General features: G+C 48.5%; 16 protein-coding genes. 9 read left to right on the top strand and 7 right to left on the bottom strand.

Annotated elements, in window-relative coordinates; genetic code table 11:
- Nucleotides 1-8 precede the first annotated feature (8 nt).
- From pcnB to panC, 4 genes are read left to right on the top strand one after another with little or no spacing between them, the layout of a single operon-like run.
- A complete protein-coding gene (pcnB, locus tag CEW91_RS01865) occupies nucleotides 9-1331 on the top strand; it encodes a polynucleotide adenylyltransferase PcnB (RefSeq protein ID WP_198400895.1) in 1323 nt (440 codons plus the stop codon).
- Nucleotides 1318-1824: a 2-amino-4-hydroxy-6-hydroxymethyldihydropteridine diphosphokinase gene (gene folK, locus CEW91_RS01860; RefSeq protein WP_088767426.1), complete on the top strand. Its 507-nt coding sequence runs from the start codon at nucleotides 1318-1320 to the stop codon at nucleotides 1822-1824. Before pcnB ends, folK begins: the two co-directional genes overlap by 14 nt.
- A gap of 19 nt (nucleotides 1825-1843) precedes the next feature.
- Nucleotides 1844-2638 (top strand): 3-methyl-2-oxobutanoate hydroxymethyltransferase, encoded by a 795-nt coding sequence (gene panB, locus CEW91_RS01855; RefSeq protein ID WP_088767425.1) that lies wholly within the window; start codon nucleotides 1844-1846, stop codon nucleotides 2636-2638.
- On the top strand, nucleotides 2635-3480 hold the full coding sequence (gene panC, locus CEW91_RS01850; RefSeq protein WP_088767424.1) for a pantoate--beta-alanine ligase: 846 nt from the start codon (nucleotides 2635-2637) through the stop codon (nucleotides 3478-3480). The genes panB and panC overlap by 4 nt, the downstream gene beginning before the upstream one ends.
- A gap of 13 nt (nucleotides 3481-3493) precedes the next feature.
- On the opposite strand, the gene panP is transcribed toward panC, so the two are convergent.
- From panP to mpl, 6 genes are read right to left on the bottom strand one after another with little or no spacing between them, the layout of a single operon-like run.
- Entirely contained in the window at nucleotides 3494-5143 is a 1650-nt protein-coding gene (gene panP / locus CEW91_RS01845; RefSeq protein ID WP_088767423.1) for a pyridoxal-dependent aspartate 1-decarboxylase PanP, read from the bottom strand.
- The gene (gene trmB, locus CEW91_RS01840; protein WP_088767422.1) at nucleotides 5144-5818 is read right to left on the bottom strand and encodes a tRNA (guanine(46)-N(7))-methyltransferase TrmB; all 675 of its coding nucleotides are present in this window, start codon (nucleotides 5816-5818) and stop codon (nucleotides 5144-5146) included.
- On the bottom strand, nucleotides 5818-6594 hold the full coding sequence (locus tag CEW91_RS01835; protein ID WP_088767421.1) for an ABC transporter permease: 777 nt from the start codon (nucleotides 6592-6594) through the stop codon (nucleotides 5818-5820). The genes trmB and CEW91_RS01835 overlap by 1 nt, the downstream gene beginning before the upstream one ends.
- Nucleotides 6591-7520 carry an ABC transporter ATP-binding protein gene (locus tag CEW91_RS01830; protein ID WP_088767420.1) on the bottom strand — a complete coding sequence of 310 codons (930 nt, stop codon included), beginning with the start codon at nucleotides 7518-7520 and terminating at the stop codon, nucleotides 6591-6593. Before CEW91_RS01830 ends, CEW91_RS01835 begins: the two co-directional genes overlap by 4 nt.
- Before the next feature lie 8 nt (nucleotides 7521-7528).
- Nucleotides 7529-8149 (bottom strand): flavin prenyltransferase UbiX, encoded by a 621-nt coding sequence (locus CEW91_RS01825; RefSeq protein WP_088767419.1) that lies wholly within the window; start codon nucleotides 8147-8149, stop codon nucleotides 7529-7531.
- Nucleotides 8146-9495, bottom strand: coding sequence for a UDP-N-acetylmuramate:L-alanyl-gamma-D-glutamyl-meso-diaminopimelate ligase (gene mpl, locus CEW91_RS01820; RefSeq protein WP_088767418.1), 1350 nt, complete (start codon nucleotides 9493-9495; stop codon nucleotides 8146-8148). Before mpl ends, CEW91_RS01825 begins: the two co-directional genes overlap by 4 nt.
- Before the next feature lie 150 nt (nucleotides 9496-9645).
- Between mpl and CEW91_RS01815 the strand changes: the two genes are divergently transcribed.
- From CEW91_RS01815 to CEW91_RS01795, 5 genes are all read left to right on the top strand, one after another.
- Complete coding sequence (locus tag CEW91_RS01815) at nucleotides 9646-10629, top strand: class 1 fructose-bisphosphatase (protein WP_088767417.1); 984 nt, start codon at nucleotides 9646-9648, stop codon at nucleotides 10627-10629.
- 83 nt (nucleotides 10630-10712) lie between these two features.
- A complete protein-coding gene (gene ppa, locus CEW91_RS01810; RefSeq protein ID WP_088767416.1) occupies nucleotides 10713-11243 on the top strand; it encodes an inorganic diphosphatase in 531 nt (176 codons plus the stop codon).
- A gap of 26 nt (nucleotides 11244-11269) precedes the next feature.
- Complete coding sequence (locus CEW91_RS01805) at nucleotides 11270-11968, top strand: ABC transporter ATP-binding protein (protein ID WP_088767415.1); 699 nt, start codon at nucleotides 11270-11272, stop codon at nucleotides 11966-11968.
- Entirely contained in the window at nucleotides 11965-13197 is a 1233-nt protein-coding gene (locus tag CEW91_RS01800) for an ABC transporter permease (RefSeq protein ID WP_088767414.1), read from the top strand. Before CEW91_RS01805 ends, CEW91_RS01800 begins: the two co-directional genes overlap by 4 nt.
- Complete coding sequence (locus CEW91_RS01795) at nucleotides 13194-13664, top strand: DUF3299 domain-containing protein (RefSeq protein ID WP_088767413.1); 471 nt, start codon at nucleotides 13194-13196, stop codon at nucleotides 13662-13664. The genes CEW91_RS01800 and CEW91_RS01795 overlap by 4 nt, the downstream gene beginning before the upstream one ends.
- Here CEW91_RS01795 and CEW91_RS01790 read toward each other — a convergent pair.
- Nucleotides 13630-15870, bottom strand: a complete 2241-nt coding sequence (locus tag CEW91_RS01790) for a GGDEF/EAL domain-containing response regulator (RefSeq protein WP_088767412.1) — start codon at nucleotides 15868-15870, stop codon at nucleotides 13630-13632. The two genes, CEW91_RS01795 and CEW91_RS01790, sit on opposite strands and share 35 nt — an antisense overlap.
- Nucleotides 15871-15889: the final 19 nt, after the last annotated feature.

Here is a 15889-nt window from a genome sequence, read left to right as displayed (position 1 = left end):
TGAAAGTTATCCCAAGAGATAAACACCCTGTATCCCGGAACGACATTAGCAAAAACGCACTTAAAGTCTTGTACCGCTTACATAACAGCGGCTTTGACGCTTATTTAGTGGGCGGCTGTGTGCGTGACATTTTACTCGGTATTCAACCGAAAGACTTTGATGTAACCACCAACGCAACGCCCGAGCAGGTGAAGTCGCTGTTTCGAAACTGCCGTCTTATTGGTCGTCGCTTTCGCCTGGCGCATGTCGTGTTTGGCAAAGAGATTATTGAAGTCGCTACGTTCCGCGGACACCACGCGGACGAACCTGACGCAAAAACGGCGAAGAAAAACCAGCACGCACACAGTGATGAGCATGGCCAGTTAGTACGCGATAACGTCTATGGCACCATAGAAGAAGATGCCGAGCGCCGGGATTTCACTGCGAATGCGCTGTATTACAACATTGCCGACTTTGCCATTTATGACTTTGCTAACGGCGTCGACGACATCAATAAGGGTATTTTGCGGTTAATTGGTGATGCGGAGACACGCTACCGAGAAGATCCGGTTAGAATGCTGCGCGCAGTGCGTTTTGCGACCAAACTCAACATGCAAATGGATAACGCCGTCCGCGAACCGATTAACGAGTTGGCTCCGTTGCTCGCGAACATTCCACCTGCGCGTCTGTTTGATGAATTTTTGAAAATGTTTATGTCGGGTAAAGCTACGGCAAACTTTTCACTGATGATGGAGCTGGGGCTCTTCCAACAGCTATTCCCAATGCTTAAAGGGCATTTAAGTGACGCCCAGTCACCCGCCTATCAAATGCTGCTAAAAGCTTTTAAAGACACCGACAAACGCATTGCTGAAGACAAACGCGTAACACCGGCATACCTCATTGCGGTCCTGTTATGGTGGCCGCTTCTGGCTCGCAAAGAGCAGCTGGAAAATGAAGGCGGCCTGCCACCGATGGACGCAATAAACATTGCCGCTGCCGATGTGGTACACAGGCAGTCTCAGCGCGTTTCGATTCCTAAACGGTTTAGTTTACCCGCTCGTGAAATTTGGCAGCTGCAACGACGTTTGCAGGTCACAAAAGGCGGTCGTGCCATGAAGGCGCTTGAGCACAAACGTTTCCGTGCCGCTTATGACTTTATGCTGCTGCGAGCACACGCCCAGCCAGAAGAGAAAAAGCTGGCTGAACTGGCACAGTTCTGGACAGAAGCTCAGAATAATCCAGCGAAGCTGAAAACTGGTAAGTCCGGCGCACCTACCGGTAAACCCAGACGCCGTCGTCGCGGGCCGCGTAAAAAGAAGCCACAAAGCAACTCAGATAATGGCTCAGCATAATGCCTATGTCGCACTGGGGAGCAATTTAAACGACCCGCTCAATAACTTACTCAGTGCGCTGTCACGATTAAACCGGTCCAATAGCTGGCGACTTGTCAGCTATTCGTCGCTGTACGGCAGTAAGCCCATGGGACCGCAAGACCAGCCAGACTACGTTAATGCAGTCTGTCAGTTAAGCACAAACCTGCCCGCCTACGATTTACTGCGGTCACTGCATGCTATTGAAGATGAATTCGGCCGCAAACGCGTTCGTCACTGGGGTGAGCGGACATTAGATCTCGACTTGCTATTATTCGATGACGAGACACACCAAAACTCAGATCTGACGGTGCCTCACCCGGGCCTGTATGAGCGCAGCTTTGTCTTGTATCCTCTTCTTGAAATAGCACCGTCACTTGTCTTGCCCAATGGAAAAACAGTGGCTGAACAAGCCAAGGCACTTACCGAAAGCGGTCTTGACGTGCTAGTCTACCAGTCATCTATTTCTTTATAATGTTGCTAAAGGTCGCATAATGGCTACAACCAGCATTGCTACATTGCAAAAAATGAAGCGCGAAGGCGTTAAAATTAGTTCGTTAACCGCCTACGACTCCAGCTTCGCAAAATTAATGACCGAACAAGGTGTCGACTTTATGCTTGTCGGCGACTCTTTAGGTAATGTTGTTCAGGGTCGCAATTCGACCGTGCCTGTCACACTCGGTGATATGGTCTACCATACAGAGTGCGTGCGTCGCGGTGCACCCGATGCCTTCGTGATTAGCGATATGTCCTTCATGACCTACTCAACACCGGAACAAACCTACGACAATGCCGCTGTATTAATGCAAGCCGGCGCCAATATGGTGAAGCTGGAGGGCGGTGAGTGGCTGGAAGACACCATTAAAGGTCTACATACCCGTGGTATTCCGGTCTGTGCACACCTTGGTTTGCTGCCACAGTCCGTCAACGTTTTAGGCGGCTACAAAGTACAGGGCAAAGAAGAGCAACAGGCAGAAAATACGCTACGTCAGGCAAAAGCGCTTGAAGCCGCGGGTGCTCAACTGTTGGTGCTGGAGTGTATTCCATCCAGTTTAGGCAAGCGTATTACCGATGCCTTAAACATTCCGACTATTGGTATTGGCGCAGGCCCTGATACCGACGGCCAGATATTGGTAATGCACGACATGCTGGGTATGAACAGTGACTATTTGCCCAAATTTGCCAAAGACTTTCTGGCACAGGGCGGCTCTCTCGCTGATGCGTTTCGATTATACACCGAGCAAGTGCGCTCGGGAGAATTCCCGGCTCCGGAGCACTGCTATAAATGAAGGTACTAAAAAACTTACAGGCGCTCCGTGAGTGGCGTCGTGCGCAGCAGGAGGTTGCACTCGTTCCGACCATGGGCAATTTACATGACGGGCACTTACAGCTGGTAAAAAATGCGCTACAACATTGCGACACTGTCGTGGTGAGTATTTTTGTAAACCCAATGCAGTTTGGCCCTAACGAAGATCTCGACAGCTACCCCAGAACCTTAGACGCCGACTGCAGCGCTTTAGAAACGTTAGGCGTTAGTGCCGTGTTTACTCCAACAGTCAGCGATGTTTACCCGCGCGGACTGGAACAACAAACGAAAGTTAGCGTGCCCGGCATCAGCAATATTCTCTGTGGCGCCAGCCGCCCAGGCCATTTTGACGGTGTGGCGACTATTGTCTGCAAGCTATTCAATATGGTGCAACCACACGTCGCTGTTTTTGGTGAGAAAGACTACCAACAGCTGCAAGTTATTCGCCTTATGACTCAGGACTTAAGCTTGCCGGTAGACGTTGTCGGTGTGCCAACACAGCGAGAAGCCAGCGGTTTAGCTTTAAGCTCCCGCAACGGTTATTTAACAGCGGAAGAGAAAACTCAAGCAACCGCTCTTTACAAAAGCCTTCAAGATGCGAAGGTGGGGCTTGAACGCGAGGAAGACTTTGAACAAGTAGAGTCTCAGGCGGTGCAACAATTAGGAAAAGCGGGCTTTAAAGTGGACTACTTTAGCATCCGCAACGCTGATGACTTACAACCCCCCTCAGAAAAAGATGAGAAGTGGGTCATATTGGCCGCTGCTTTTTTGGGAAAAACCCGCCTGATAGACAACCTTCAGGTCGATAATCCAGCGACCACTTAACGCACTTTTCGCTTTAATTCAGCATACCGAGTTCACGCATCTCGGTATGCAAAGCGCCTCGCAGACTGGTGGCTTTGGAAGCGATTTCGCGCTGCTCTTCCAGTACTTCTTCCAGCATGTCGTGCGTTGTTAGCGGGTTCGCCAACACAACACGAAACACCACAGTGGGTTCATGATGATACTGTGCTGGTGTCAATTTGGTCCGCGATACAAATGAGCGCCCGGTTTCACGCTGACGTTTTTGAATATAACGCGTTAACGCATTTAAGTGCGGGGTTAAACGCGCCAACTGCTCAGACGTTGCGTTTTCAAGCGCCTTTTTAACTCTTTCCGGTACAAAGCGATAGGTCAGTATGCAAAGCTCCGGCTCGGTAATGACCTCGAAGTCATCTTGCTCACTAATAAGTTTCGAAAAGTAACGCGCTTTATCAATACTGTTGTTAATTAGCAGCTCATAACCCCGGCGCCCTATCACGTGCATAGCGGAAAACACCATCATGGCCATGCCCGCCCGGGAGCCCTCCATGGTATGCGAGCCGAGGTCTTTAGAGCCTTGTCGAATAATATACTCGGCATGATGTTCTATCGACTTCACCAATGACGGGTTCTTAAACAATACCAGACCGGCCCCCATCGGCACGTACATTTGCTTGTGGGCATCAATGGTAATGCTGTCGGCACGCTCAACACCATGCAATAGTGACCGGTGCTGCTCTGATAACAGGGTTGCGCCACCCCATGCAGCATCAATATGAAAATGCGCGCCAATATCTTCGGCGACATCGGCCATCTCGTCTAGCGGGTCAATGTGTCCGGTCTCTGTGGTACCCGCCACACCAACCAGTGCCAGTACTTTGCCGCCCTCTGCAGATATTGCTTCACAGGTTTCACGCAGCTTATCGATACGAATGCGGTTGTTGCTGTCTGTGGGCACTGCCACTAAATTACGCCGACCAATACCCAGAACATCGGCGGCTTTGCTCAACGAGTAGTGCCCGCGCTCCGAAACCACCACCGTCAATCGTGAGTAGCCATAATGTTGCAAGCCAGCAGCAATACCGTCCGCAGCAATGCCCCCGAAATTACCATCAGCTTGTAATAGTCGGTTTCGTGCTACCCATAACGCCGTCATATTGGCGATAGTCCCGCCTGAGCAGAAGGCGCCCAATGAGTGTTGGGCACTGTGCATCCAACGGTTATAAAACGTCGCCTCTTCGCGGTAAACCAGATGGTGCAGCATGCCAATGACGTTACGCTCCAATGGCGTAAATGCTTTTGAAGTTTCTATTTTCACCAGGTTCTGGTTCAAGCCGACCATCAGCTTCGCCAGCGGCAATAAAAAATAGGGTAACGCTGATGTCATGTGCCCAATAAAACGCGGCGAAGCGGTATGTACTGAGTGAGCCACTAATTTATCGAGCAAAAACTCCGTATGGTCAGAAACGAATTGCGGCTCTTCGGGGATTTGTGACCGGTCAAAGTCTCGCTCAATTTCCTGCAGAGGCTTCTCGCGCGCAACGATATGATCACCCAAAAACCCCATGAGGTTCTCAGATAAATGCTTTTCGATTTTACTCAATGTCGAGTCGGGCGCTTCCGGAATGGTGAAAATGCGATAAAGCGATTCTTCACTAACCTCAGCCACTTCGGTTTTAGAGCTCAATTACGTCTCCTTCGATAAATCTGCGTCGAGTTGCCACAACGGCTGGCCACTGGTTTTATACTTGCGCTCAAACGGCGTCATAATCTCTTCGTCGTCTTTAACAAGTGACACCTGTGCCTGACAACCACTCACCATAAGCGCTTGCGTTACTTCCAGCAAGTAAAGGCTCCAGTTGGAGCGCATATGTAAGTGCCCACCAAGTTCAACCACGTCTTTCCATACCGGGCTGCCATGCCAGCGTCGAGACAAGTGTGATGCCTTGGGCCAGGGGTTTGGGTATAAAATACAATGTTTTTCAAGCGTCCAATTGGCCTGGTTGGCCAGACGCCAAAAGTCGATAAGATCAGCCCGAACGACCCAGTAGCGCTGGCCTTTTTCATTATTCTGGTAATGACTATGACGCGCCAGCCGGTGTGCTGACTTATCAATACCAATAACCATGGCTTCGGGATGCTGCTCAGCCAGTTTCGCCGTGCTCTCTCCGACACCGCAGCAAGAGTCTAAAATAACCGGCCCATTCCAATCCTCAACTTGCGCATTAATATCTTCAAATGCCCTGAGGTTATGCTCCTGAAATGGCTTTTTGAACGCACTGCCTAAATGACGCTCAACCACGGCTACGGTGTCTTCGTGCGGCCCATGTTGGTTACTACTAACCGGTCTTGCTTCATTCATTACGAGCGAATTCCTATGCCTTTTTCAAGGATGTAGTAAGCAACGCCGAAAAACAGCACGTTAAAGCCAACCAGCACTGACACGGCAACCCCAATGCCCACATCCGACTGGCCTAAAAAGCCATAGCGGAAACCGTTCACCATGTAGAGAACAGGGTTCGCCATAGACACTTTTTGCCAAAACTCGGGCAGTAAACTAACAGAATAGAAGACCCCGCCTAAGTAAGTCAGTGGCGTCAGTACAAAGGTCGGCACTATGGATATATCGTCAAACGTTTTACCATAAACAGCATTAATCAAACCGCCTAAGCAGAATAATGTCGAGGTTAGTACCACCGTTAAGACAACGTAGCCCACGTGCGCTATTTGAATATCGGCGAATAAAAACGACACACAAGTGACAATAACCGCCACTATCATCGCGCGTGCCATGCCGCCGCCAACGTAACCGGCAATAATAACCGAGGTCGGTACAGGCGACACCAACATTTCTTCTATGTTGCGTTGAAATTTTGCACTAAAAAAAGAGGAGGCAACGTTTGAGTAGGAGTTAGTAATGACCGACATCATAATAAGACCCGGTACAATAAACTCCATGTAGCCCACACCACTCATTTCACCAATACGCTCACCAACAATGCTGCCGAAAATAACAAAGTATAGCGTCATGGTAATGGCTGGCGGCACCAGGGTTTGTACCCAAATTCTTAAAAAGCGGGTGCACTCTTTTATCCAAATGGTCTTCAATGCGATAAAGTTCGATGCTGAGTGACTCATTGCACAGTCTCCTTCTGACGCCCCTTTTCAACCATTGAGACAAAGAGTTCTTCCAGTCGGTTAGCTTTATTTCGCATAGATAATACTTTTACCTGTTGCTCACTCAATTGCTCAAAAACGCGGTTAAGACCGGCGTCCTTATCGACCTCGACTTCAACCGTATGGTCGTCTGTCCAACGGTGATTAAAGCCGTCAATGGTTGCACCATTATGTCCCGGCTCAACATCCAGAATAAACGTTTCCCGGCTTAAGGTTGCCAGTAATCGCTTAATAGAGGTGTCTTCAACAATTTGCCCCGCATCAATAATGCCAATGTTACGACACAGCATTTCCGCCTCTTCAAGGTAATGCGTCGTCAAAATAATGGTAATGCCCTGCTCGTTAATTTTGGTCAGGTAATCCCACATTGAGCGGCGCAACTCAATATCAACACCAGCAGTAGGTTCATCCAAAATCAATAGCTTCGGCTCGTGCAGTAATGCCCGGGCTATCATTAAACGGCGCTTCATACCGCCTGACAAAGAACGCGCAGGTTCATTTCGCTTGTCCCATAAACCTAACTGTTTCAGGTATTTTTCTGAACGCTCTTTGGCAAGTTGTCTGGGCACACCATAATAGCCAGCTTGGTTAACCACTATTTGCTGAACCGTTTCGAACTGGTTGAAATTAAACTCTTGCGGCACTAAACCAATTTGGCGTTTCAAATCAGCTAGCTGAGTATCCAGATCGTAGCCAAACACGCTGACCTTGCCTGACGTTTTATTCACCAGTGAAGCAATAATGCCAATAGTGGTCGACTTACCGGCACCATTGGGCCCAAGCAATGCGTAAAAATCACCTTCTTCTACTGACAGGTCGATACCTTTGAGCGCTTCAAAACCGCCCCGGTAGACCTTTCTTAACCCTTTAATTTCTAGCGCTTTCATACTCTGTACTATGACTCCTTTGAGTAGCCCCAACGCGCGACCAGCTTCTGTTCCAGTCCCAAATGATCAAGCACTCGGGCAACCATAAAATCGATTAAGTCGTCTATACTCTCTGGCTTATGATAAAAGCCGGGCGCTGCCGGCATTATCGTGACGCCCTGCTGACTTAACTGCAGCATATTTTGTAAATGTATGGTCGATAACGGTGACTCTCGCGGAACCAAAATAAGCTGTCCCCGCTCTTTCATAACAACATCAGCGGCCCGTTCTATAAGCGTGTTACTGCTACCACAAGCGACTGCCGACAAGGTGCTGGTTGAACACGGACAAACCACCATTTTCTTTGGTGCAGACGAACCTGACGCTACCGGCGAGAACCACTCTTCTTTGCCGAACACCTGAAGGCTATCGTCGCTCGCTGAAAAGTATTGGCGTAATTGCTCAGCCGCTTTGTCGGGCGCTGCCGGCAATTGCATACCATGCTCAGTTGCCAGCACCACTCTGGCTGCGCTGGATATCAGCAAAAACACCTGTTGATCTTGATCAAGCAGACATTGTATCAAACGCAGCGCATAAGGTGCACCTGATGCACCGGTGATAGCAACAGTGACTCGGTTATCCTGTTTCATTGGGCCTCCTGGCTTTGTTGGAGCGCACTGAGAAAACGGCGATGCAGCCCGTCAAAACTGCCGTTACTCATGATAACAACGGAATCTTCCGGCTGAACTTCATGCAGCAGCCCCTCGAGCAACTGCTCGGTGCTAGTGAAAACGTGAGCATTCGGTAACACCCGCGCCAGCTCCCACTTTAAGCCGTCAGGCTGCAGTACAAACACGTCATCGGCCGCTCTTAAAGCTTCTTCCATAGCATTAGCGTGAACCCCCATTTTCATGGTGTTTGAGCGTGGCTCCAGCACCGCAATAATGCGCGAACGCGGCAAGTGAGAACGCAAGCCACTCAGCGTTGTTTTAATTGCACTGGGATGGTGCGCAAAGTCGTCGTAGACTTTTATACGGTTATGCTCGCCAATCAGTTCCATACGTCGTTTCGGACTTTGAAAACGACTTAAGGAGTCAGCACTTTGCTCTGCCGGAATACCCACATGACGAGCAGCAATAATAGCCATCATGGCGTTATTAACGTTGTGCTCACCTAATAACGACCATTCAACGGTTGCGACCCCGTCGCCTTCATGCATCACCTCGAAGGACGTGCCATCCTCATTGTTGAGCTTTGTTGACCATTCTTTACCCAGTTGGACTTTATCGCTCCAACAGCCACCGTCAACCACTTCGTTTAACGCCGTGTCTTCCGTTGGATAAATAACCTGACCGGAGTCTGGCACAACACGCAGCAAGTGCGAAAACTGTCGTTTAATGGCGGCAAGATCATCAAAGATATCGGCATGATCAAACTCAAGGTTATTCAATACCAGCGTGTCGGGAGCATAGTGCACGAACTTCGAACGCTTATCGAAAAACGCGGTGTCATATTCATCGGCTTCAATGACGAAAAAATCGGAGTCAGTCAACCTTGCACTGACGGAGAAGTTTCCCGGCACACCACCAATCATAAACCCAGGGTTATAACCGTTATCCTCCAGGATCCACGCCAGCATACTGGCCGTTGTGGTTTTGCCGTGAGTACCCGCAACCGCCAGTACCCAGCGTTGGGTCAATATATTGTCATGCAGCCATTGCGCACCAGAGACATAAGGAAGCCGCTCACGCAGTACCGCTTCCACTTCTTCATTCCCCCGGCTCAATGCGTTGCCAATAACCACCAGATCCGGCACAGGGTTTAGGTTCGCTTCGGCATAACCCTCCATCAACTCTATACCCAAGTTTTCCAGCTGTGTGCTCATTGGCGGGTACACACTGGCATCGGAGCCGGTTACCTTGTGCCCAAGTTGTTGAGCAATGGCAGCCACGCCCCCCATGAAGGTGCCGCAAATACCGACGATATGAATATGCATGCGTCAATCCAATTCATCTATTTGTTACTGAAGCGAAAGTGTACCACGTCAAAAACGCCAAACAGGATTTTTACTAAAAAATAAGGTATCATTTGCGCCCTCAAAAACATGTCGTTTAACGCACCAACATTTTAAGCTGCAGGAACTGTTATGAAACGCTTATTGCCTACATTGAGAGCCGACCAGACCAGCGAGTCGCTCATATCCGTTATTAACACCATTCAAATTGCAGCCAAGGAAATTTCTTTCCGACTTCATCAGGGCGCGCTAGCCGGCGTACTGGGCTCAACGCTGGATGAAAACATTCAGGGCGAAACCCAGAAGAAGCTTGATGTGGTAGCCAACCAACTGTTGAAAAGTCTATTGCTGGAATCACCCAATGTCCATGCGGTCGCCTCTGAAGAAGAAGACTCCGTTGTCGACAGCCCGAACTCCGGTCATTACCTGGTCGCTTTTGATCCACTCGATGGCAGCTCTAATATCGATATTAACGGCGGCGTAGGCACCATCTTTTCGATACTAAGAAAGCCGGAAGGTGAAGAAACCAGCGAGTCGATGTTCCTGCAACCGGGTAAGGCCCAAGTTGCCGCAGGTTATGTATTATATGGTCCGGCTACCATGATGGTGCTCACTACCGGTAAATCGGTACGGATTTACACACTGGACCAAACCGTTGGCGAGTTTTTGTTAACGCAAGAAAAAGCAGAAATTCCAAAAGACACGACAGAATTTGCTATCAACATGTCAAACCGCCGCCACTGGGCGGACCCAATTAAAGCCTATATCAACGACTTACTCGAAGGCAAAGAAGGGCCGCGCGGCAAGAACTTTAATATGCGTTGGAACGCAGCCATGGTGTCTGACGTACACCGGGTGCTTTCTCGAGGCGGATTGTTTACTTACCCGTGGGACGCTCGCAAACCTAAGAAGCCATTCAAGCTTCGCTTAATGTACGAAGCTGCCCCCATGGCAATGTTGGTTGAAAAAGCCGGGGGCAAAGCGTCCGACGGCTATCAACGTATTCTGGATATTGTGCCTGAACACATTCACCAACGCGTTGCCGTGGTACTCGGTTCAGCAAACGAAGTGGACGCTTGTTTGAAGTACCATAAGCAATACCCAAAACCTTATTAGACCTTTAGCGATATTGCACGATAAAGCCGAACCGCTATAATCGCGCAATCGGTATCACTTTTACATTGAGAACAGGAAGTATTATGAGCTTAGGAAACGTACCAGCAGGCAAAAACCTGCCAGAAGAAGTTAACGTTATCATCGAAATTCCGGCAAACGCTGATCCCATTAAATATGAAGTCGACAAAGACACAGGTGCATTAGTGGTTGACCGTTTCATGGCAACGCCAATGTTCTACCCAGCTAATTATGGCTTCGTTAATGAAACGTTGTCACTTGACGGTGATCCGGTTGACGTTTTGGTACCAACTCCTTATCCACTTCAAGCGGGTTGCGTGATCAAATGCCGTCCAGTTGGCGTATTAAAAATGACCGACGAGTCTGGTGAAGACGCAAAAGTTATTGCCGTCCCTGTCAGCAAGTTGACCAAAGAATATGACCATATTAACGATGTGAACGACTTGCCAGAACTTTTGAAAGCACAAATCACTCACTTCTTCGAGCGCTATAAAGAGCTGGAAAAAGGCAAGTGGGTTAAAGTTGATGGTTGGGAAGACGCAGCGTCAGCTAAAGAAGAAATTAAAACGTCATTTGAGCGCGCTCAAAAGTCGTAAATTCTTAACGTAAGAAGGCAGTATCTATGACCGCCGTTTCTGTTCGTGATTTAAGCTTCGCCTGGAAGCGCAATGAACCCGCCACATTAGAAATACCTGAGTGGCAAGTACAGAACGGCGACACGCTGCTTTTACGCGGTCCCAGCGGTAGCGGAAAATCAACGTTGCTATCGCTGTTGGCTGGCATTAACACACCTCAAAAAGGCGAGCTCAGCCTTTTCGACACACCGCTTTCTAAGCTTTCCGGACGCCAGCGAGATCGGTTCCGGGCCGATAACATCGGCTATATCTTTCAGCAGTTTAATCTTTTGCCCTATTTATCTGCATTGGACAACGCCTTATTAGCTTGTCAGTTTTCAACCGTTCGTAAAGAACGCATAGCAAAAGCCGGTGACACGCCGGAGAACTCAGCTCACGGTATGCTGAAACGTTTAGGATTGAGCGAGAGCCAAATTCAACAACCCGCACACTCACTGAGTGTTGGTCAGCAGCAGCGTGTTGCTGCTGCTCGGGCTTTACTCGGAGCTCCTCCGCTTTTAATCGCGGACGAACCGACGTCAGCACTCGACGCTGAGCACCGTGACACTTTTATTCAGTTATTACTGGATCTATCGGCGAAAAACGACACAACGGTAATATTCGTCACGCATGACGCCGCTTTAGCTCGCTACTTTAACTCGCACGTTGAATTGAATAACCTCAATAAAGCGGGGGTTGCCGTATGATGAAGTTGGCCATTAAAAGTTTGTTGAACCGCCGTGCGAGTGTTCTACTCACTGTTATTGCCATTGCCGTCAGCGTCACCTTACTACTGGCTGTCGAGCGCACCCGAGAACAGGTACAAACCAACTTCGCCAATACGGTGTCAGGCACTGACTTAATTATTGGCGCCAGAACCAGTCAAATACAGTTATTGCTGTCGTCCGTGTTCCATATTGGCAGCATGACCAATAATATGAGCTGGGATGCCTTTGATGATATTCGCTCGCGCCCTGAAGTGGATTGGGCAGTCCCCATTTCGTTAGGTGACAGCGTCGGAGGTTTACCCGTTGTTGCCACCACAGAAGCCTACTTTCAATACTTTAAATACGGTAGTAAGCAGTCACTCACTTTTGCAGAAGGCAACGCTTTTCACGGTGAAAAACAGGTGGTACTGGGCGCTGAAGCTGCGTCTAAATTGAATAAGAAAGTCGAGGACGACATTACTATTGCGCATGGCAGTGGCGGCATTAGCTTTAGCGAACACGACGATCATCCATTAACTGTCGTAGGTATCTTAAAACGCACGGGGACACCCGTTGACCAAACTATTTTAACCAGCTTAACGAGCCTTGAAGTGATTCATGGTGGCGAAAGCCATGGCGAACATGACCACGGTGACAGTCACGCTCATCCTCCTGCCGAGAGCATTAGCGCTGCATTACTGGGGCTTAAAGCCAAACCGCTGGCGTTAAGGCTTCAACGACAAATTAACACCTACAAACCAGAGCCACTCACAGCATTATTACCCGGTATGACACTGCAAGAGTTGTGGAAGACGCTGCGCGTATTCGAGCAAGCGTTAACCGTTATTTCCTCGATGGTCGTGCTTATTGGGTTACTGGGTATGCTGACGATTATGCTTGCCAGTTTACGGGAACGCCGTCGCGAAATGGCGGTCTTAAGAGCAGTAGGAGCAGGGCCGGGTACCGTCTTCGGTTTGTTAGTCAGTGAAGCTTTATTACTGACGGTGGTAGGCGCCGCAAGCGGGTTGGCTCTTTTGTACTTGCTTGAATGGTCGCTGGCCGGCGTTATTCAGTCGCAGACCGGCATTGTTCTTAGCTTTGCATGGCCAACAGTGGCTGAGTGGTGGCGTTTAGGGCTCGTGGTAACGACAGGTTTTGTGTTAAGTTTAATTCCAGCCTGGCGTGCCTATCGCCAGTCTTTAGCAGACGGACTTACGGTGAAAGTATGAAGCAGTTATTAGCATTAGTGTTTTTAGTCGTTGCGATGCCGACGTTTGCAGCGGAAAAAATCGGCTGGAAAGACTTAATTCCTGAAGGGTTCACCCCTCCTCCGGTTAAACCTCAATCTTACTACGACGCTAACCCTGAAGAAGATAGACAAACGAACCTGGACGCACCGGTGGTTGAGTCGTTGGACGGCAAAAAAGTCCGCATACCAGGTTATGTTGTTCAACTGGAAGGTAATGCTGACAATGTCACTGAGTTTTTATTAGTGCCGTACTTTGGCGCTTGTATCCACGTTCCCCCACCGCCTCCCAATCAAATTATTCACGTTGAGTACGAAGAGGGGGTTCCTTACGAGAACACTTATGATGCCGTATGGATTGAAGGAACCATTAAGGTAGAACGCAAAGAAGGTGACTTAGCCGTTGTTGGTTACACTATGAACGCTGACTCTGTCGAAGTGTACCAGTAAGTTCTTTCTGTTCCTTTAGCAGTTTGATTAGCTCAATTGCAGGCATGGGCTTGGCAAAATAAAAGCCTTGCCCTTCGCTGCAGTCCAACCCAATAAAGTAATCACGCTGTTCCGGCTCTTCGATACCTTCAGCCAAAATCTCTAACCCCAACCGATGTGCCATATCGACAATGGTTTCAATAATGATTTGACCGCTCTTATGCGCAGAGTTGTTCACGAAGGTTTTATCAATTTTTATACGGTTAAGTGGTAGTTTCTGCAAGTAGCTCAGTGAAGAAAAGCCGACACCGAAGTCATCAATGGCCACTTTAACTCCCTGAAGTTTCAGCCGCTTAAGAATGTCTGCCACTAATTCAGGCTCTTCCATTAAGATGCTTTCTGTAATTTCAAGCTCAACTCGTTCCGGCGATATACCAGACTGTTCAATTTGCTTTTCAACCAATTCCGGAAAGTCTCGTTTTCTAAATTGAGGAACCGACACATTAATCGCAATACGCAAATTAGGGAGACCCTGTTCGTCAAATGTCTGAATTTGTCGGCAAGACTCTTCAATAACCCAAGATCCAATATCAACAATGAGCCCTGAATATTCCGCTAGTGGAATGAATTCGGCGGGCGAAATAAAGCTTCCATCGCTCTGTGGCCAGCGCAGTAACGCTTCCACACCAATAATACGCTCGCTCTCTAGCTCAACTTGCGGCTGGTACCACACTTCAAGTTTTCGATCGGCAAAGTCAGAGCGCAGCTTTCTGACCAGCTCCAGGCGCCGCTGCGTCTCTTGCTCCATAATCGGCTCATAAAAGTCAAAACGCTCGAATGAGTGAGTTTTGGCACTTTTTAAAGCGATATAGACTTGCTTGAGAAGCCCCTTACCATTTACTTGCTCTGTATTTTCAGCTGACGTGAAACCACAAGTCACTTGTAACGGTATGTAATGTTCACCAGCCCTAAACGGCAGAATAAACAATTGACTCAGGTTGTCAGGCGTAACGATATTCTTCGGACCCGTAATGCCAAAAACATCCGCCGAAATTCTGGAAACAAATACGTTGTTACCGAGCTGCTCAGTAAGCCTGAGCGCTACGGAGCGCAGCAGTAAGTTACCAATATCTTGACCCAGGCCGTCATTAACGTCTGAAAAATGGTCAATATCCACAACTGCTATGGCGGTTTCCTGACATGGCTTCTCAGAAATATTCTGCAACTGTCGCGTAAATTCTGCTCTATTTGGAATGCCCGTTAACGGATCAAGATAAGCGGCAGTACGAAGTTCTTCGAATAAATTAGCATTTTCAAAGCCCACAGCAATATTGGCTAAAAACACCTCCAGCAGTTCCTGGTCATATTCTGCCACCTTTTGGTCAGTTTCAATGTAAGCAGCTGCCTGATGCTCTTGCCCATCAATAAAAAATACCGTCGCATGTTCCTTCTGAATATGGCGTTTTTCATTCAAACATTGCCGTACAGAGCTTTCTATGTCTTCTGAATTCAGCGTCGACAAGCTTTTGTGGATACTGTTAGCAAAGTGACCAGCAGCACCAAGTACTAAGATGTCGTTGTCTTTATGAGGTGCTCGCGCTCCGACAATACCTTCCGCATTAAGGCCAAGTAATGAAGCAATTTGAGTGACGACACCTTCTGAAAAGTTAACTATGGAGTGCCGCTCCATCAAGTTCGAAGCAGAATGAATGATTTTTCTTAAGCCCCGACGGTTTTCATTAATGGTCTTTAATTGCTGATAAGAACGCACGGCGGAGAATACAGTGGTTAATAAGCGGCTGCGAGTCAGTTCGGTTTTGGTTTTATAGTCATTAATGTCATACGCTTTGACAACGTTTTCTTCAGGAGCATACCCGGGCTGTCCCGTTCGCAGAACAATGCGTATTTCATCATTACCGAGCTTTTCACGAATGTCTTGTGCGACTCTTAAGCCAGCATCGTCCGTTTCCATGACCACATCGAGGAGAATCATAGCAACATCATCGTGCTCACTTAGGCGATCAAGCGCTTCACTCCCACTATAGGCATGCAAAAACTGGAGGGGTTTCTCAGAAATTACGACATCGGCGAGTGCCATTTTTGTAACAGCGTGAATCTCCTGATCATCGTCGACAATCAGGATTTTCCAAAAACCTTTTGGCTTATCTACCTTGATCTCTTCATCATCGTCATGAAGGAACAGCGGCTCATCAGTGGTACTGCTCATTCGCCTTCCGCTTAAATCG

This window comes from Idiomarina piscisalsi (assembly GCF_002211765.1).
GTDB classification, from domain to species: Bacteria; Pseudomonadota; Gammaproteobacteria; order Enterobacterales; family Alteromonadaceae; genus Idiomarina; species Idiomarina piscisalsi_A.
The sequence above is the reverse complement of the archived record's forward strand: the minus strand, read 5'-3'. Positions and strand labels throughout refer to the sequence as shown.